The organism is Brevundimonas sp., assembly GCF_047617075.1.
In the GTDB taxonomy this organism is placed as follows: Bacteria; Pseudomonadota; Alphaproteobacteria; order Caulobacterales; family Caulobacteraceae; genus Brevundimonas.
This window is the reverse complement of record NZ_JBLGCI010000008.1, coordinates 101,020-117,631: the sequence shown is the minus strand read 5'-3', so window position 1 is coordinate 117,631 and position 16,612 is coordinate 101,020. Positions and strand designations below refer to the sequence as shown.

The 16,612-nt window shown below is 67.7% G+C and carries 21 protein-coding genes and 1 other RNA gene; 13 read left to right on the top strand and 9 right to left on the bottom strand.

Features of this window, described 5'->3' with window-relative positions:
* Positions 1–42: 42 nt before the first annotated feature.
* The 7 genes from miaA (at position 43) to ACI8U3_RS10425 (ending at position 5,314) form a co-directional block, all read left to right on the top strand.
* A complete protein-coding gene (miaA, locus tag ACI8U3_RS10455) occupies positions 43–939 on the top strand; it encodes a tRNA (adenosine(37)-N6)-dimethylallyltransferase MiaA (RefSeq protein ID WP_415014809.1) in 897 nt (298 codons plus the stop codon).
* Positions 939–1,305: a transfer-messenger RNA gene (gene ssrA / locus ACI8U3_RS10450) on the top strand. Before miaA ends, ssrA begins: the two co-directional genes overlap by 1 nt.
* Positions 1,306–1,397: 92 nt before the next feature.
* Positions 1,398–1,871, top strand: a complete 474-nt coding sequence (locus tag ACI8U3_RS10445) for an SspB family protein (RefSeq protein ID WP_415014808.1) — start codon at positions 1,398–1,400, stop codon at positions 1,869–1,871.
* A gap of 47 nt (positions 1,872–1,918) precedes the next feature.
* A complete protein-coding gene (locus ACI8U3_RS10440) occupies positions 1,919–3,034 on the top strand; it encodes a hypothetical protein (protein ID WP_415014807.1) in 1,116 nt (371 codons plus the stop codon).
* Between the two features lie 22 nt (positions 3,035–3,056).
* Positions 3,057–4,064: an endonuclease/exonuclease/phosphatase family protein gene (locus tag ACI8U3_RS10435; protein WP_415014806.1), complete on the top strand. Its 1,008-nt coding sequence runs from the start codon at positions 3,057–3,059 to the stop codon at positions 4,062–4,064.
* Complete coding sequence (locus ACI8U3_RS10430) at positions 4,064–4,837, top strand: C13 family peptidase (RefSeq protein ID WP_415014805.1); 774 nt, start codon at positions 4,064–4,066, stop codon at positions 4,835–4,837. The genes ACI8U3_RS10435 and ACI8U3_RS10430 overlap by 1 nt, the downstream gene beginning before the upstream one ends.
* Positions 4,838–4,909: 72 nt before the next feature.
* Positions 4,910–5,314 (top strand): GFA family protein, encoded by a 405-nt coding sequence (locus ACI8U3_RS10425; protein WP_415014804.1) that lies wholly within the window; start codon positions 4,910–4,912, stop codon positions 5,312–5,314.
* 6 nt (positions 5,315–5,320) lie between these two features.
* Here ACI8U3_RS10425 and ACI8U3_RS10420 read toward each other — a convergent pair whose 3' ends face one another.
* Positions 5,321–5,671, bottom strand: coding sequence for a RusA family crossover junction endodeoxyribonuclease (locus ACI8U3_RS10420; protein ID WP_415014803.1), 351 nt, complete (start codon positions 5,669–5,671; stop codon positions 5,321–5,323).
* A 79-nt stretch (positions 5,672–5,750) separates the two neighbouring features.
* Here ACI8U3_RS10420 and fumC point away from each other — a divergent pair, with 79 nt between their 5' ends.
* Genes fumC through ACI8U3_RS10400 form a run of 4 tightly spaced genes read left to right on the top strand, consistent with a single transcriptional unit; the run spans position 5,751 to position 7,928 of the window.
* A complete protein-coding gene (fumC, locus tag ACI8U3_RS10415; protein WP_415014802.1) occupies positions 5,751–7,142 on the top strand; it encodes a class II fumarate hydratase in 1,392 nt (463 codons plus the stop codon).
* A gap of 44 nt (positions 7,143–7,186) precedes the next feature.
* Positions 7,187–7,429: a type II toxin-antitoxin system CcdA family antitoxin gene (locus ACI8U3_RS10410; protein ID WP_415014801.1), complete on the top strand. Its 243-nt coding sequence runs from the start codon at positions 7,187–7,189 to the stop codon at positions 7,427–7,429.
* Entirely contained in the window at positions 7,426–7,740 is a 315-nt protein-coding gene (locus ACI8U3_RS10405) for a CcdB family protein (protein WP_415014800.1), read from the top strand. The genes ACI8U3_RS10410 and ACI8U3_RS10405 overlap by 4 nt, the downstream gene beginning before the upstream one ends.
* Positions 7,741–7,745: 5 nt before the next feature.
* Positions 7,746–7,928 carry a DUF4169 family protein gene (locus ACI8U3_RS10400; protein WP_415014799.1) on the top strand — a complete coding sequence of 61 codons (183 nt, stop codon included), beginning with the start codon at positions 7,746–7,748 and terminating at the stop codon, positions 7,926–7,928.
* On the opposite strand, the gene ACI8U3_RS10395 is transcribed toward ACI8U3_RS10400, so the two are convergent.
* Positions 7,925–8,818 (bottom strand): DMT family transporter, encoded by an 894-nt coding sequence (locus tag ACI8U3_RS10395; protein ID WP_415014798.1) that lies wholly within the window; start codon positions 8,816–8,818, stop codon positions 7,925–7,927. The two genes, ACI8U3_RS10400 and ACI8U3_RS10395, sit on opposite strands and share 4 nt — an antisense overlap.
* 136 nt (positions 8,819–8,954) lie before the next feature.
* On the opposite strand from ACI8U3_RS10395, the gene ACI8U3_RS10390 reads away from it, so the two are divergent.
* The gene (locus tag ACI8U3_RS10390) at positions 8,955–9,365 is read left to right on the top strand and encodes a YbaY family lipoprotein (protein ID WP_415014797.1); all 411 of its coding nucleotides are present in this window, start codon (positions 8,955–8,957) and stop codon (positions 9,363–9,365) included.
* A gap of 16 nt (positions 9,366–9,381) precedes the next feature.
* Here the strand turns inward: ACI8U3_RS10390 and ACI8U3_RS10385 are convergent, their stop codons facing one another.
* The 7 genes from ACI8U3_RS10385 to ACI8U3_RS10355 all read right to left on the bottom strand — a co-directional run bounded on the left by ACI8U3_RS10385 (position 9,382) and on the right by ACI8U3_RS10355 (position 14,962).
* The gene (locus ACI8U3_RS10385) at positions 9,382–10,110 is read right to left on the bottom strand and encodes a glutamine amidotransferase-related protein (RefSeq protein ID WP_415014796.1); all 729 of its coding nucleotides are present in this window, start codon (positions 10,108–10,110) and stop codon (positions 9,382–9,384) included.
* Positions 10,107–11,321 carry a CCA tRNA nucleotidyltransferase gene (locus ACI8U3_RS10380; protein ID WP_415014795.1) on the bottom strand — a complete coding sequence of 405 codons (1,215 nt, stop codon included), beginning with the start codon at positions 11,319–11,321 and terminating at the stop codon, positions 10,107–10,109. Before ACI8U3_RS10380 ends, ACI8U3_RS10385 begins: the two co-directional genes overlap by 4 nt.
* Positions 11,318–11,947: an NUDIX hydrolase gene (locus ACI8U3_RS10375; protein ID WP_415014794.1), complete on the bottom strand. Its 630-nt coding sequence runs from the start codon at positions 11,945–11,947 to the stop codon at positions 11,318–11,320. Before ACI8U3_RS10375 ends, ACI8U3_RS10380 begins: the two co-directional genes overlap by 4 nt.
* Positions 11,944–12,486, bottom strand: coding sequence for a DUF1285 domain-containing protein (locus tag ACI8U3_RS10370; RefSeq protein WP_415014793.1), 543 nt, complete (start codon positions 12,484–12,486; stop codon positions 11,944–11,946). The genes ACI8U3_RS10375 and ACI8U3_RS10370 overlap by 4 nt, the downstream gene beginning before the upstream one ends.
* Before the next feature lie 69 nt (positions 12,487–12,555).
* The gene (locus ACI8U3_RS10365) at positions 12,556–13,047 is read right to left on the bottom strand and encodes a GNAT family N-acetyltransferase (RefSeq protein ID WP_415014792.1); all 492 of its coding nucleotides are present in this window, start codon (positions 13,045–13,047) and stop codon (positions 12,556–12,558) included.
* A 62-nt stretch (positions 13,048–13,109) separates the two neighbouring features.
* Positions 13,110–13,883, bottom strand: a complete 774-nt coding sequence (locus ACI8U3_RS10360; RefSeq protein ID WP_415014791.1) for an enoyl-CoA hydratase — start codon at positions 13,881–13,883, stop codon at positions 13,110–13,112.
* Positions 13,880–14,962 (bottom strand): MBL fold metallo-hydrolase, encoded by a 1,083-nt coding sequence (locus tag ACI8U3_RS10355; protein WP_415014790.1) that lies wholly within the window; start codon positions 14,960–14,962, stop codon positions 13,880–13,882. Before ACI8U3_RS10355 ends, ACI8U3_RS10360 begins: the two co-directional genes overlap by 4 nt.
* A 164-nt stretch (positions 14,963–15,126) precedes the next feature.
* Here ACI8U3_RS10355 and ACI8U3_RS10350 point away from each other — a divergent pair, with 164 nt between their 5' ends.
* Positions 15,127–16,542, top strand: coding sequence for a hypothetical protein (locus ACI8U3_RS10350; protein ID WP_415014789.1), 1,416 nt, complete (start codon positions 15,127–15,129; stop codon positions 16,540–16,542).
* Positions 16,543–16,612: the final 70 nt, after the last annotated feature.

Here is a 16,612-nt window from a genome sequence, read left to right as displayed (position 1 = left end):
CGGCGGGTTGCTTACGGGGCGTGCGCCGTCATATCGGGTGTCATGGCTCATAACCAAGCGCCGATCGCCCCCGTCACCCTGATCGGGGGCGCCACCGCCTCGGGCAAGTCCCGCCTCGCCCTTGATCTGGCGCGGGAGAGCGGCGCGGTGATCATCAACGCCGACAGCCAGCAGCTGTACGCCGACCTGCGCGTGCTGACCGCCCGGCCGGGGCCGGACGAGGAGGCGCAGGCCGAGCATCGCCTCTATGGCGTGGCCGACGCCACCGACGCCTGGTCGGTGGGCAAGTGGCTGCGGGCGGCGGAGGCGCTGCTGAACGAGTACGGCCCCGCTCGGCGACCACTTGTCTTTGTGGGCGGTACGGGGCTGTACTTCAACGCCCTGACGCGGGGACTGGCCGACATCCCGCCCGTGCCGCCGGAGGTCCGGGCCGAGGTGGATGCGCGCTTCGCCGCCGAGGGCGAAGCGGCGTTCCGGCGTGCGCTGGCCCAGGTGGACGCGCCCGTCGAAGCGGCCATCGCGCCGGGCGACCGGCAGCGGCTGGTGCGGGCCATGGCGGTGGCCCAGGTGGCCGGGCGGCCCCTGTCGGCCCTGCGCGCCGACACCCGACCGATCCTTGCGCCCGGCAGCTATGAGGCCATGGTGGTGGAGCCGGACCGGGCCGCGCTCTACGCCGCCTGCGACACGCGGGTGTCGGTGATGATGGCCAATGGGGCGCTGGAGGAAGTGCGCGCCCTGATGGCCCGGGACCTGCCCCACGGCCTGCCCATCATGAAGGCGGTGGGCGTGCGCGAACTGAGCGGGTACCTGGGGGGCGACACCGGGCTGGATGACGCCCTGGACATCATGCGCCAGGCCACCCGCAACTACGCCAAGCGCCAGCTGACATGGTTCAGGAACCAGACGCCCGATTGGCCACGGGTGGCGCCTGCGCCGTAGGCCTTGGATTTCACCCTTCAATTCCCTATATTGGAGGGGTCCGGGTTCGCCCGGACTATGGCGATAAACGCGCTTGTAATAAGCGGACCGGACCCGGGTGCGATTCCCGGCGGCTCCACCACCTTCTTCCCCGCGTTATCGGCGGAGGCAGCATGGGGCCGACTAGCATCGACGGACGTGTAAAGAAGATTGCTTTCGCTCGTGTTGGCCCAGCGCATCGGGCCTTTAAACTACCTGCGAACGATAACTTCGCTGAGGAATACGCCGTCGCCGCGTAATGCGGTTCCGGTATTTCCGACCTAAGTCCTGAGGGTTCAGATCCTCAGGCGGGGCCCGGGAGGCGCCTGGCAACAGAAGCCTCCCACTTAACCGTCATTTGAACTTTCGCCGCGCCGCCCGCGCCGCTATCACTCCGCCCACGGGTCGAGCGGACGACCCATAGGGCTTGCGGAGACGATATGGCTGAAGCGCCTGTGCGTGACGAAATGGGCTACGAAGCCATGGCCCAGAACGCCCTGAGAGGCGTCGTGCGCGCGGCGCTGGAACGGGCCGCCATGCCCGAGGGGCTGCCCGGGGAGCACCATTTCTACATCACCTTCAAAACCCGGGCGAAGGGCGTGTCCGTGCCCCCGGACGTGTCCGAGAAGTATCCCGACGAGATCACGGTGGTGATGCAGCACCAGTACTGGGACCTGACCATCGACGACGAGGGCTTCTCGGTTCTGCTGAAGTTCGGCGGCCAGCCCAAGAAGCTGGTGACGCCGTGGACGGCCGTGGTGCGGTTCTATGATCCCAGCGTGCAGTTCCTGCTGCAGTTCGAGGCGCCGGAGATCCCCACCGAGCCCGAGCCGGAGGATGAGCCGGACGAACCGGCGCCCCCGGTGGACGACGGGCCCAAGGTCGTTTCACTGGACCAGTTCCGCAAGAAGTAGTTCCCGTATATCGTCACTCGCCGAACCGAGAGTCCGACGGGGGTGACATGTCTTCCTTTCTCGCCGACGCCCTGATCATCATGGGTGTCTATATGGCGGCCTTCGCCCTGCTGTTCGCGTCCTACAAGCGCAGCGGCCGGGTCTGGGTGCTGCGGCACTGCATCGTGCTGCCGGGACCGGGACGGTCGAAAGGGCGAACCTGGGTGTCGGGCTATCTGGGCGAGGCCGTGATCCTGACCCTCGCCGCTGGGGTCACCCTGGTGATCCTGTACTTTACGCCGGATGTCTCGCTGGCCGCGATCCTGCGGCGATGGTGGTGGCAATCGCTTTTGATGACGCTCTTCGTGGCGGCGGTGATCCACTACTATTCCTGGAAGATCGTGGGCGCGGCCGCGCGCGCGGGGCGCAAGCCGGTGTACTGCCGCCGCCTGCGCGCCGCCTATTCCACCTATAATTTCTACAGCGTCTGCCTGTTCGGCATGGGCGCGATGATCCTGTTCATGCTGGCCGGGCAGTTCCTGCACGACTCCGCTGCGTTCAGCGCCGAAGCCGAGCGGATCACCACCGCCTTCGCCGAAGCCCGTCAGGTCGCCAACGGGCCGCCGGCGGCGGACGCCACCCTGCGGGACAACTACGTGGAAGCGCTGGCCTATGCGGAGTCCGGCTACGGCGGCATCGGCCTGGCCGGCAAGATGCTGCAGGTGCAGTTCAATCCCCTGTTCATTTTCGCGGGCCTGCTGATCGGCATCAACATGCTGATCAACTTCACGCCGCTGAAGCACATGTTCATGGGCGAGGCGGTGGTGATGACAGCGGTGTTCACCTATGGGCCGCTGGTGATCATCGGCCTGTTCGCCCTGATGGCCTATCTGGGGCCTTATGAGTCGATGCTGGAAAGCGCCATCGCGGACCTGCGCGCCTTTACTCCGCCCACAGGAATCGGCGACTGGGAGATCGCCCAGAGGCACGCCGAAATGGTGGTCGAGATTTCCAATCTGCGAAACATCTTCGGCTTCGGCCGCATCATCGGCGGCGAAGGCGGCGGGTTCGCCATCCTTGCGGCGGGCCTCCAGTTCGCCCTGGAGAAAATCGCAGAAAAACGCGAGGAAGACGCCAGGCCCCTTCTGATGCCCGGGCCTCGGTACCGTCCCAATGCGGCGTAGGCGTTTTCTGACGACCGCGATCGTGCTGGCGGGCGCCGCGGTGGTGGCCTACGCCTGCTCCAGCACGCCCGATAATCCCTCGCCCTCATTCTCTTCCACCTGGCCCGGCAGCATGACATCCATCACCGTCGTCACCTGGAATCTCGGCTACGGCGGCCTGGGTGAGGGATCGGACTTCTTCGCCGATGGTGGGCAGGCCTATCTGCCGCCCGGCCCCGGCGCCCCTCGAAAATCGGCGGAGGCCATCGCCGCTTGGCTGGGAGCCAGCGACGCCGACGTGGTCCTGACCCAGGAGAACGCCCGACCCAGCGTGATCAATTTCTGGACGGATCTGAAAGGACGCGTCGATCGCGCCCTGCCCGACCATCAGCGCGTCTTTCACCCTGACTTCCAGACCCGCTATCTGCCGCCGCCCCTGCGCATCAGCAACGGCATGGCCAGCTATGTGCGCCACGGCCTGACCGGCAGCGAGATCTGGCCCATGCCCAGCGACGGGGATCCCTACGACGGGCCGCTGCGGCGACGTTACGGCGCCCTGGCGACGACCATGGACGGCCCGGGCGGCTGCTGGACCTTCGTCAATCTGCACACCTCGGCCTTCGACGAGGGCGGCGCCCTGCGGCGGCGGCAGCTGGCGGCGATCCTGGAACGAGCCGCCGCGGTTCACGCCTCGGGCAGCCGCGTGGTGATCGGGGGCGACTTCAACATGCGGCTGGTGCAGACGGATTTCGCCCATACGACGCTGGAGGAGCATCTGTTCTGGGTCCATGACCTGCCGACCGACGTTCTGCCCGAGGGATGGCGCGTCGTGGCCGACCCGGCGACGCCCACCGTGCGGACCAACGAGCGCCCGTATGTGGCCGGCGAGAACTATACGGCGGTGATCGACGGTTTCATCGTATCGCCGGACGTGGAGGTGATGTCGGTGACCGGTGCGGACCTGGGTTTCCGACATTCTGATCACCAACCGGTGCGGGCGGTGCTGAGCCCCAGGGAGCGGCCCGATCCGTCCGCCTGCGGCGCGGCGTGATGAAGACACTGCGGCTGCTCCTGTTTCTGGCGGTGGTGGTCGCGGCCTCGCCGCATGGCGCAGATGCCCGGGCGGGCGATTTCAGGGGCTGGGCGTCTTTCATCGTCGCCGGCGACTGGACGGACAGCGAGGGCGAGACCATCGAGGCGTTCGATAACGCCCGGCGGGACCTGGCCACAGCGTTTGAGCGCGCCGGTTTCGAGCGCGCACTGATGGCCGACTACACCCTGAACCCGGAACGCCCGGATTCCGTCGCCCCAGGCGAAGCGCTGCAAGGATTCCAGAGCGCGGCGACGCGGGGAACGGCCGGGTGTCTGATCTATCTCACGTCTCACGGCTCGCCAGCGCGCGGGAGCCGGCCCGGCAGCATCGTCTTCGGGCCGAACAACCAGCTGGAGCCGGCGCAGTTGCGGACTGCGGCGGATGTGGCCTGTGGCCAGCGGCCCACAGTCATCGTGATCTCGGCGTGCTTCTCGGGCGGGTTCATTCCGGCGCTGGCGGAGCCGAACCGAATGATCATCACCGCAGCACGGATGGATCGCAGTTCGTTCGGCTGTGGCGGCGGGATCACCTACCCCTATTTCGACGATTGCGTGTTGCAGGCGCTGGAAACGGCGACGGACTTCATCGCCCTGGCCCACGAGGCGCGCGGCTGCGTCGCGGCGCGCGAGCAGGCCGAAGGCCTGTCGCCGCCGTCAGAGCCCCAGGTGGTCATCGGCGGGGCGATGCAACTGCTTTTGCCCACATTGCGGTTCGATCAAGCGCCCCGATGATGCGATTTCCGCTGGTGCGGTCGCGCGGCGTGTGAGAACATAACAGGAACACTGACAAGGCGGGAGGAAGCCATGCCAACCGGCGGATGCCATTGCGGCGCGGTTCGATACGAGATGACGGCGGATGTGGCGCACCATGCCCTGTGCCACTGCACGGACTGCCGCAAGGCCAGCGGCGCGCCGGCCGTGGCCTGGGCCATGGCGGCGGCGGATCAGGTGACCATCACGGGCGAGCCCGTCACCTACGCCTCGTCGGAGCATGGCCGACGGATGTTCTGCGGCGTGTGCGGGACCAGCCTGTTCTACACCAATGAGGTGATCTTTCCGGGCATGATCGACGTACAGAGTGCGACCCTGGATGATCCCGATGCGATCCCACTCGGCGGCCAGATCCAGACGGCGGAGCGGATTGGCTGGATGGGACATCTGGACGACCTGCCCAGCTTCGAACGCTATCCGGGGCCGCCGGAGAGCTGACGCCGATCAGCGGCGACGCACGGCGATGGTGATGCGTTCGCGCTCGCCCTCGTGCCGCTCCACCAGCAGGCGGGCCACCTGGGCGTCGTCGTGGAACAGATAGCCCTTGATGGCGTCCAGCAGGGCCTTGGCCAGATTGTCCAGATCGATGTGCGGCGGCTCGCCCACATGCTCCATGCGGATATCCACGGCGAAATCGCCCCATGACGGACGCGAGGACCATTCCTTGCGCATGAACTCATAGACCAGCGGCTTGTAGTATTTGGCCTGGGTGGTCAGGCCGTCGATCATGATCTCGACCATGTCGCCGCGCTCGCGGGCGCGCACCTTGCCGGTTCCGATCCAGTCCTGATCCATCACGCCCTCGGCTTGCCCCCTGCGGTCTGCGTGCTACACCGCCGCGCACCTTCCCGCCATGCCTGAACGCGAGCGCATCATGACCAAGACACGGACAGAATCCGACACCTTCGGCCCCATCGAGGTTCAGGCGGACCGCTACTGGGGGGCCCAGGCGCAGCGCAGCCTCGGCAACTTCAAGATCGGCTGGGAGAAGCAACCCCTGCCGATCGTGCGGGCGCTGGGCATCGTCAAGCGCGGCGCAGCCGAGACCAACATGGCGCTGGGCCGGCTGGACAAGGACCTGGGCAAGGCCATCGTCCAGGCCGCCGACGAAGTGATCGAGGGCAAGCTGAACGACCACTTCCCCCTGGTGGTGTGGCAGACCGGCTCGGGCACCCAGTCCAACATGAACGCCAATGAGGTGATCTCGAACCGCGCCATCGAGATTCTGGGCGGCGAGATGGGCTCGAAAAAGCCGGTCCACCCCAACGATCACGTCAACATGAGCCAGTCGTCCAACGACACCTATCCCACGGCGATGCACGTGGCCTGCGCCGAAGAGGTGGTGCACCGGCTGGTTCCCGCGCTGCAGACCCTGCGCAACGCCCTGAACGACAAGGCCGAAGCGTGGAAGGACATCATCAAGATCGGCCGCACCCACACCCAGGACGCCACCCCCCTGACCCTGGGCCAGGAGTTCAGCGGCTATGTCCAGCAGATCACCAAGGGCATTGAACGGATTGAGCAAACCCTGCCCGACCTGATGCAGCTGGCCCAGGGCGGCACCGCCGTCGGCACCGGCCTGAACGCGCCGGTCGGCTTCGCGGAAGGCGTGGCGGACAAGATCGCCCAGATCACCGGCCTGCCCTTCACCACCGCCCCCAACAAGTTCGAGGCTTTGGCCGCCCACGACGCCATGGTCATGACCCACGGCGCCATCAACACGGTGGCCGCGTCCCTGTTCAAGATCGCCAACGACATCCGCTTCCTCGGCTCCGGCCCCCGGGCGGGTCTGGGCGAACTGGCCCTGCCGGAAAACGAGCCGGGCAGCTCCATCATGCCGGGCAAGGTCAATCCGACCCAGTGCGAGGCCCTGACCCAGGTGTGCGTACAGGTGTTCGGCAACCACGCGGCGATCACCTTCGCCGGGTCGCAGGGGCATTTCGAGCTGAACGTGTTTAACCCGGTGATGGCCTACAATTTCCTGCAGTCGGTGCGCCTGATGGCCGACGCGGCGGTCAGCTTCACCGACAACTGCGTGGTGGGCATCGAGCCGCGCCGGGACAACATCCAGAAGGGCGTGGAGAACAGCCTGATGCTGGTCACGGCGCTCAACGCCAAGCTCGGCTACGACGCCTGCGCCAAGATCGCCAAGACAGCCCACAAGAACGGCACCACCCTGCGTGAGGAGGCCGTCGGCGGCGGCTATCTGACCAACGAGGAATTCGACGCGTGGGTGCGGCCCGAGAAGATGATCGCGCCGGGCTGACGGCGGTTGTAGCGGGCCACAGCATTTCGACATAGTCTGGGCCCATGGGCAAGGTGGACCTGAACATCGGCATCGATCCCGAACTGCTGGCCCAGGCCGAGCGGCTGGGGATCGACGTCGGCGGCATGGACGAGCGGACGTTGCGGCTGCACCTGCAGAAGGTGGACCCCGCCGGCGCCGAAGAACGCGCCCGGCGATGGGCCGACGAGAACGCCGAGGCGATCCGGGTGCACAACGAGTTCGTCCGCAAGCACGGCGCGTTCGGCGCGGAGTGGCGTCGCTGGTGACGCGGCAGTTCGATGTCTGCCGCTATCCCGGTCAATCGACAGAGACCGACGCACCCTACGTCTGCGTGATTCAGTCCCATTACCTCGCGGGCATGGACACGGTGATCGTCGCGCCGCTGCTGCGAACGACGCTGATTGCGACCGAAAGCCAAGTGGCGGTTCCAGTTTCGGTCGACGGAAAAGACTACGCGCTCGACCTGGCGCTGATGGCGAACATCGAGATGCGCGACCTCGGGCCTGTCGTCGGCAGCCTTCTCGACCATGAGTTCGACATTCGCCGGGCGCTGGACCGGCTGTTCACGGGGTTCTGAAGACGATGGCGGGCGAGATCATCAATCTGAACAAGGCGCGCAAGGATCGGGCACGGGCGGAAGCGAAGGCGAAGGCCGCCGCCAACCGGGCCGCGTTCGGGCGCACCAAAGGCCAGAAGGATGCAGCGGGGATCGAAGCGGAGCGGCTGAATCGTGATCTGGACGGGGCCAAGCGCGAGGATGACTAGGCGGCGGACACGCGCGGCGCCTTGATCAGCAGCATCTGACCGGCCAGCACCAGAGCCAGTCCGGCGAAGGCGGCGATGCCGAAGCTCGCGCCCTCGAACATCACCGACACCAGCATGGCCACCGGCGGCGTCAGGGCCGAGATGTAGGACGCCAGCGCATAGCCGCGCGCCCGGGCCAGGGTGAAATACAGCAGGAACGCCACCACCGAGCCCAGCATCGACAGATGCAGCAGGGACAGCATGTATCGCGGCGTGAATTCGAACGCCCACTCCACCCCGATAGCCAAGCCGAAAAGGGCCAGGAACGCCGTGCCATAGGCCATGGCCCAGGCGGTGGCGGGGATGACCGGGGCGGCGGCGGTCTGGACCTTCCAGGCGAAGACATTGCCTACGGCGGAAGCGCTGACAGCGATCAGGGCGAAGGTCAGGCCGATCATGGCGCGCTGGTCCATGCCGGCGCGCAGCAACTCCGACGCGAACAGCACCCCGACGCCCAAAATGCCCAGCCCGGCGCCCGCCCAAGCCAGCGGCGCGGCCTTCTGGCGCGCAACGACGCGGAACAGCACCAGATTGAGGAACGCCAGGGCGGCGAATATCACCGCCACCACCGCCGAGGCCACGCGCTCCTCGGCCCAATAGACGAAGGCGTAGCCGATGGTGAAGACGAACAGCCCCTGCCCCATCAGGGCCAGATGCTGGCCGCGGGTCATCTTCACGGAGCGACCGGTGATCAGGCATCCAGCGAAGATCACCGCCGCCGCGAGACCGAAGCGATAGGTGACCGAGGCCACCGGATCGACCGTGCCCAGCTGCAAGGTGATGGCGTACCAGGTCGTGCCCCAGATCAGGGCGCAGATCAGGACGCAAGCGAGGGCGACGGGACGGGACACGAAGGACGATCTCGAGCGTTCAAGGTTGAGAGGGACGCCCCGATAACACCCCCGCCCGGCCGCGTCCCATCACAAGCTGAACCGGAATGTATCCGGCGTCCGATTGCCGCTAGACTGATTTGCAGGAGAACTGACCATGCGCCTGAACCCCCTGATGCTCGCCCCCGCCGGAATCGTTCTGGCCCTGGGCGCCTGCGCCACCGTCCCCGCCGATCAGGCCGAGGTGACCGGCGCCGCCGCCTATCGCGAACGCATCCTGCTGCCGCCCGGCCATGTGCTGACGGTTCGGCTGGAGGATGTCAGCCTGGCCGATGCGCCGTCGCGGACGCTGGCCGAACAGGTCACGCCGCTGGAGGGGCGCGGGCCGCCCTATGCCTTCAACCTGGTCTATGATCCCGCCAATATCCGGGACAACCACAGTTACGCGGTCCGGGCGGAAATCCGCGATCCCGACGGCCGCCTGCGCTTCACCACCGATACCCGACATTCCGTCATAACCGGCGGCGCGCCCATGAGCGTGGACATCATGATGGTGGCGGTTCCCTGACGACTTGCCGGCGAGATCAGATGCCGCTGCCGCCCGCCTCGGTCGGGGGCGGCGTGCCTAGCAGGAAGGCGCGTATCCAGGCGGTCATGAGGGCGCGATCGTTTGGGTGGCGCAGGGTTTCGAGCGCCTGATCAGCCAACGCGCCCGGTATGCGGTCCCGGCGCAGTTCCACCAGGGCGGCGGCGTAGTCGGGCTGGAACTCCGGGTGGCACTGGAACGACGCGGCGTCCTCACCCCAGGCCAGGCCAGCGTGCGGGGTGAACTCGCTGGCGGCTATAATCCGGGCGTCCGGCGAGACAGCCACCACCTGATCTTGATGGGACACCGGAATCGCCACGCTGTCGGCCTTGGGGAACATCCAGGGCTCGTGGCGAAGGATGTCGTAACGGTGCAGACCGACGCCCCAGCCCTTGTCCGATTTCTCCACACGCCCGCCGAAGGCCTGGGCCATGGCCTGATGGCCGAAACAGATGCCCAGCATGCGGGTACGGCCCCGCGCGGCGCGCAGCCAGTCCAGCAACGGCGGGATCCAGACGTGGTTCTCATAGACCCCCGCCGCCGATCCGGTGACCACCACGCCCTCAAACGTCGAAGGATCGTCGGGCAGGCGTCCTTCCTGCACATTGAATCGCGTGGTCGGCACGCCGTCGCCCAGCAGCGCCCGGAAGCGCGCGGGATAGTCGTCGTAGTCGTCGCGCAGCGCCTCGGGCGGGACGCCGGTCTCAAGAATGGCGATGCGGGTCATGGGTCGCTCCGGGGCAGGAAGCGGCCCAGCATGGCGGCGTGATCGCCGCCCGGGAAGTCCTGATCCACCCACCAGTCCTCGAACGCCTGCAATGTCTGGCCTACCGCCGGGCCGGACGCCCCGGCCCGCGCGGCGTCGTGGCCGTCCACCGGCAGGCGGGGGATGGGCCAGGCGGCGGCCTGATCCAGCAGGCGCCGCGCGGCTTCTTCCTGTTCCGGCGCCGCGGCCCAAGCGCGCATGAGTTGATCCTCGAACCGACGGCGGCCGAGACGGTAAAGCGCCGCACGTCCGGCCCGCTCATCCATGGCTAGGCTGACAACGGGCTCGGCAAGCAGGGCCAGCACCAGCCGGTCCTTCTGGGCGTTGGACAGGCGCAACGCACGCGCGGCGACCCGCACCCGGTCCGCATCGGCGGGCAGCAGGGCCGACAGCCGCAGCAGCGGATCGGGAGATACCCGGACCATGGACTCGAACAGGGCGAGACCGGCGTGTTCGGGCAGCACCCGCTCCAGCACGCCGGCATCCGCCATCAAGCGCAGGGCCGGGGCCGGGTCCGGTGCGGCCAGCAGCTTGAGCAATTCCTTCGACACCCGCTCGGCGGACAGGCGGGTCATGCCGTCCTTCAAGTCTGCGCACGCCTTCAGCCCAGCCTCGTCGGCCGGGCCACGCCCGTACCAGGCGTGAAAACGGAAAAAGCGCAGTATGCGCAGGTAGTCCTCACGGATGCGGGTCTCCGGCTCGCCCACGAAGACGATGCGCCCGGCCAGGGCGTCGTCGACCCCCTGCCCCGTCGGATCGAACACCTTGCCGTTGGGCGCGGCATAGAGAGCGTTCAGACGAAAGTCGCGTCGCGCTGCGTCCTCGGCCCAGTCGTCTGTGAAGGCGACCGTGGCGTTGCGCCCGTCGGTGGATACGTCCCGGCGCAGGGTGGTGACCTCGTGGGGCTGGCCGCCCGATACCGCCGTGACCGTTCCATGATCCAGCCCCGTGGGAACGGCCTTCAGTCCGGCGGACTTCACAGCGGCCATCACCGCCTCTGGCGCCAGGGTGGTAGCGATGTCGATGTCGTCCACCGGCCGGCCGATCAGGGCGTTGCGCACGCAGCCGCCGACGAAGCGCGCGCATCCGGGCCCGCCCGCCGCCTCCAGCGCCGCGATGACCGCCCGCGTCTGCGGCGCCGTCAGCCAGGGCTGATCGTCCAGACGCGTCACGCCACCTCTTCCCGCGCCGGATTATGCAGACGACCCCAAAGGGAGCGCAGCATGCCTGCGGTGGCGCCCCAGATGTAACGCTCGCCCCACGGCATGGCCCAGAACCAGCGCCGAGTGCCGTCCGGCGCGTCATAGAACTCGCGCCGGTGATTGGCCTCGTCCATCAGGAAGTCCCATGGCGTTTCAAAGGCGTCCGCCACCTCGCGCGGATCGGTGGTCAGGGTGAAGCCGGGCCGAACCCAGGCCACCACCGGGGTGACCAGAAACCCGGTCACCGTCTCATAGGCGTCAGACAGGCCCAGCGGCTCCACATGATCGGGCGACAGCCCCACTTCCTCCACCGCCTCGCGAAGGGCCGCCTGAACCACCGTCTCGCCGGGATCGAGCCGCCCGCCGGGAAAGGCGATCTGGCCGGTGTGGCTGGCCAGGGAATCCGACCGCCGGGTGAGCAGCAACGTCGGGCCGTCTGCATGATCCACGATCGGGATCAGCACGGCGGCCGGGCGAAGCGGACGGTCCAGACGCGGCGCATCCGGGTTCAGATCGAAATCGGAAAACCGCGCACGACGCGGCGCCCCATCCAGAGGATCCAGCGCCGAAATCAACTGTTGACGCAAATCGCTCATTTAACAGCGCCCAGGGCGAAATCGACCCCGCCCGACCGCACGGTCATCCGGCCGTCCGCCAGAGCCGCCATCTCGACCAGTTCATAGAAGACCGACCGTTCGATGCGGGCTTCCAGGTCGCCGCGCACATGCACATAGGGCGTCGGCTCGCCCGTGGCGGGGTCCGTCTCGACCCGCAAGGGATGGTCGGCGCCTGCCGTGACGCGCTCGCCCATGTCGGTGGTGAAGACCAGGTCGTCGCCCTCCCGGTCCACCCGCACGGCGCGGAAGGGCACGTCCTCCACGGTGATCTTCAGCTTCTCGACCGGCGTGACCAGATAGTACGCGTCAGGATCCTTGCGCAGGACGGTGGCCAGCAGACGCACCAACTGGGGGCGACCGATGGGCGAGCCCTCGTGCATCCAGACGCCGTCGGCCCGGATGACAAGATCCATCTCGCCACAGTTCTCGGGATTCCACAGATGCACCGGCGCCGGGCCGCGACCATCCTCCCCGTGTCCGGCGACCGACTGGATGAGGCTGAGCGTGTCTGGGGTCATGCTCTGATGGTAGGCGCCGCAGGCCCCATCGGAAAGGGGGGCCGCCGGAAAGGGGCGCACCCGAAAGGGTCAGTCGGCGCGAACGAGCCCGCTGGGCGCCGAGACCGCCTCCAGCGCCAGCCACAAGAGACGCGCCGGATCCACTGGACCGGGCATCACGGCCCCGTCGATGCGCTGGAAGCCGAAGCGCTCGAAATAGGGCGGGTCGCCAACCAGTAGAACGCCGGACGCCTGGGCCTCACGAGCCCAGTCCACGCACGTGGCCACCAACTCCGCACCGATCCCGGCATTGCGCTCGGTTCGCTCAACGGCGATGGGGCCCAGAAAGAGGGCCGGGACGCCGCCGATGGTGACAGTCCACAGCCGCACCGAACCGATGATCCGGCCATCGTGGCGGGCCACGAAGCCCACCGCTGGATCGCGGCCTTCGCGGAGACGCTCAGCGGTCTTGGCCAGGCGGCCGGGACCAAAGGCGGCCTCGACCACGCGCGCCACCGCCGCCGCGTCGAACACGGTTTCGGTCTGGATCAGCGCAGGCTGGGGCGAAGGAGCGAGGGTCATGGCGCGCGTCGATTCGAGGGGACCGCGCATCTGCGGCCCCCGCCCACGCCCGTCAAGGAGAATCAGCCGGCTTTGGAGAAGTCCGGCGCCCGCTTCTGGCTGAAGGCCATGAAGGCCTCCATGGCCTCGGGGCTCTTCATCTGGGCGCCGAACGCCTCGCCCTCGGCCAGCATCAGGGCCCAGATCGCCTCGGCGTCGCGCATCAGGCGCTTGGTCGAGCGAATGGAATTGGGCGCCCGCGACGCCAGCAGGGTCGCCAGACGCAGCGCCTCGTCATCGACCTGATCGGCCGGGACCGCCCGGTTGGCCAGGCCCCAGTCCAGCGCCTGACGCCCCGTGATAGGCTCGCCCAGGGCGAACAGCTCGAAGGCGCGCTGATGGCCGATGACGGCGGGCAGCAGCAAGGTCGAGGCCGCTTCCGGCGCCAGCGCCAGGTTGACGAACGGAACCGACAGCAAAGCGTCCTCCGCCACCACCACCATGTCGCAGTGGAGCAGCAGCGTCAGACCGATGCCCACCGCCCGGCCTTTCACCGCCGCCACCGCGGGGCGATCCAGCTCGGCCAGAGCCTTCAGGAAGCGGAACACGGCCATGTCGGTGGGTTGGCTGGTTCCCGAACCGATGGCGATGAAGTCGGCGATGTCGTTGCCCGCGCAGAAGCTGTCGCCCTCGGCGCGGAACAGGATCACGCGCACATCCGGGTCGGTCTTCGCCCGCTCGGTGGCCTCGGCCAGCACGGCGTACATGGCCTGGGTGATGGCGTTCTTCTTGTCGGGGCGGGCCAGGGTCACGCTGAGCACGCCCCCGTTCAGCGCCACGTGAACATGCTCGCTCATGCGGGATCTCCAGTTTCGATTCTGCTCCACCAGTCCACGCCGTCCGCGTCGCGTTTGCGGCCGATGCGGCCCTGGGCCTCCAGATGGTTCAGGTGGGCGATGGCTTCGCCCGTGGCCATGCCAAGCACGCCCTCCCCCACTGATCGACCGAACAAGGACGGGAACACGTCAACCGCCCGTTTCGGCTCCGCCAGCGTGCGCTCCAGCCGCCGCAGGGCCACGTCATGGCCGCGCAGCAGGGCGTCCAGCCGCGCATGGGCGCCCCGGAACGGCTCGCCGTGCGAGGGCAGAACCAGGGCGCCGTCAGGAATGCGGCCCTTCAGCGCCGCAAGCGACTCCAGCCAGTCCTTCAGCGGATCGGACAACGGCTCGGTCGGCCAGACCGAGATGTTGGACGAAATGCGCGGTAGCAACTGATCGCCCGCGATGAACAGGTCGTCGTGCTCGCGCAGCAGACAGACATGCTCTGGCGAATGGCCCGAGCCGACGATGATGTGCCAGGCGTCGCCGCCGATGTCGATCCGGTCTCCGTCGCTCAACCGGGTGAACTCCGGCGGCATGGGGCGCACCGCCTTGCCAAACAGGCCGTATCGGGCGCGATAGCCCTCAAGCTGTTCGGCCGACCAGCCTGCGGCGCGATAGAAGGCGACGCCCGCTTCCGGCGCGGGACCGGTGTCGGCCAGCAGCATGCGCGCGGTGACATATTCCAGCCGGGACATAAACAGGGGCGCGCCCGACCGCTCGCACAACCAGCCCGCCAGACCGATGTGGTCCGGATGCATGTGGGTGCAGATCAGACGGGTGAGCGGCCGGCCTTCGAGCGGTCCCGCCAGGGCGGTATCCCAGGCCTCGACCGTGTCGGGCAGGCCCAGGCCCGTGTCTATGACGACCCAGCCTTCGCCGTCCCGGATCGCCCAGACGTTCACATGGTCCAGCGCCATGGGCAGGGAAAAACGCAGCCACAGGACGCCCTCAGCCACCTGAACCGCCTGGCCCGGCGCCGGGATATCCAGGGGCAGGTAATCGGGCCCGCCGGCGTTGCGGCCGGCTCCCTTTGCAATGGCTTGACCGTCGGGCAAGCGCGTCTCCATTGAAAACTCATTGCCACTGTGCCCGCCGCTTGGCCGCAGGTCAAAGGCCATCTGAACGCCACAAGCGGAACACATCACGCCGTTAGGACTTGACCCTTAATCCGGCGCGGGCGAAGCCTCCGCCAACCTGAAAGCTAGGTGAGGATAGCCCTTTGAAGCTGCGTAATTCCCTGCTCGCCCGGTCCGCCGTCGTGCTGACCGTTGTCGGTTTCACCCCCCTGCCCGCGACGGCAGCGGCGGAATCCACGCTGACGGCCGCTTCGGCGACCACCGTCGCGGCGGCGGCCATGCAATCCCGTACACGCCAGAATCGCAACGCCGAGGCGGCGACCTCCGAGCCCCGGACTGGCCCGGAGGTGTTGGCCGAGGCCCAGGCCGTTGTGACCGCCACCAACACCAACTGCGACATCGTCAATGCCGTCAGCCCCGGCACGAACGGCGAGATCAATATCTACGAAGTGGCCTGCGCCAGCGGTCTGGGGCACATCCTCACCGATGGCGAGCAGCCCGCCGCCCGAAACTGCATCATCGTCGCCCAGCAGGCCGAGGAGTACGCGCGGGAGAATCCCGACGCTCCGGCCCAGGTGACCTGTTCGCTGCCTGAAAACGCCGGGGCCGATGAGATCCTGCAGGGCTATATCCAGTCGGCGGGAATCACCTGTCAGGTGGAGGACACCCGCTGGGTCGGACGCACGTCGTCGGGCGAGGAACGCTATGAGGTCGGTTGCGCGGGCGTCGACGGCTACTGGGTTCGCGTGGACTCCGAGGGCGCCTATCAGGATCGGCTGGAATGTATCGAGGTGACTGCGGCCGGCGGTGAATGCCGCTTCACCACCCGTGACGAGCAGCTGGCCGGGCTTCAGGCCCGTTTCGCTTCGGTGGCGCCGCAGGCCTGCACCGCCGAGGACGGTCGCTTCGTGGGCGCCAACGAACAATTCCGGTTCTACGAGGTGAAGTGCTCTGAAGGCTTCGGTTTCATCGCCCAGACCGATCCGGCGGGCGAAGCGATGGACGCTCGTGACTGCAGCCGTCCGCAGATCGTCCCCGGCGGATGCACCCTGACCGACAGCGCCGCAGCCATGGCCGACGCCGCCGAGCAGCGTGTTACCGCCCTGGCCGGAATCGGCCGCACATGTTCCGTCAATGAAGAGCGCATCATCGCGGTGGAGAGCCCGCCGGACGGTTCGCCGGGACGCGAAATCTATGAGTTCGACTGCGCCGACCAGCCGCTTGGTCTGATGGGCTTCTTCCCGGTGGAAGGCGGCTCCGGAGAGGTTGAAGCCTTTGACTGCTTCAGCATGGACGCCCGTGGTCTGGAGTGCCAGTTCGTCACGCGTGACGAGATCAGCACCGCCCTGACCGCCATGGTCACGGCCAGCGAGCGGAACTGCAATGTGGTCGACTATCGCGTGGTCGCCCGCATGGCCAGCCTCGACGGCGACGTGGCCGAGATCAAGTGCGACGACGGCCGCGGATGGTTCGGCGAGTTCCCGGACGACCGCCAGGCCGCCGGTCAGCTGCTGCCCTGCGCCGCCGCCGCCCGTCAAGGCGATGAGTGCGTGCTGTAAGCTCACGGTGAAAGCCGCTGGAAAAGCCCGTCGCATCTGCGGCGGGCTTTTTCTTTTGCGCCGCGTCCCG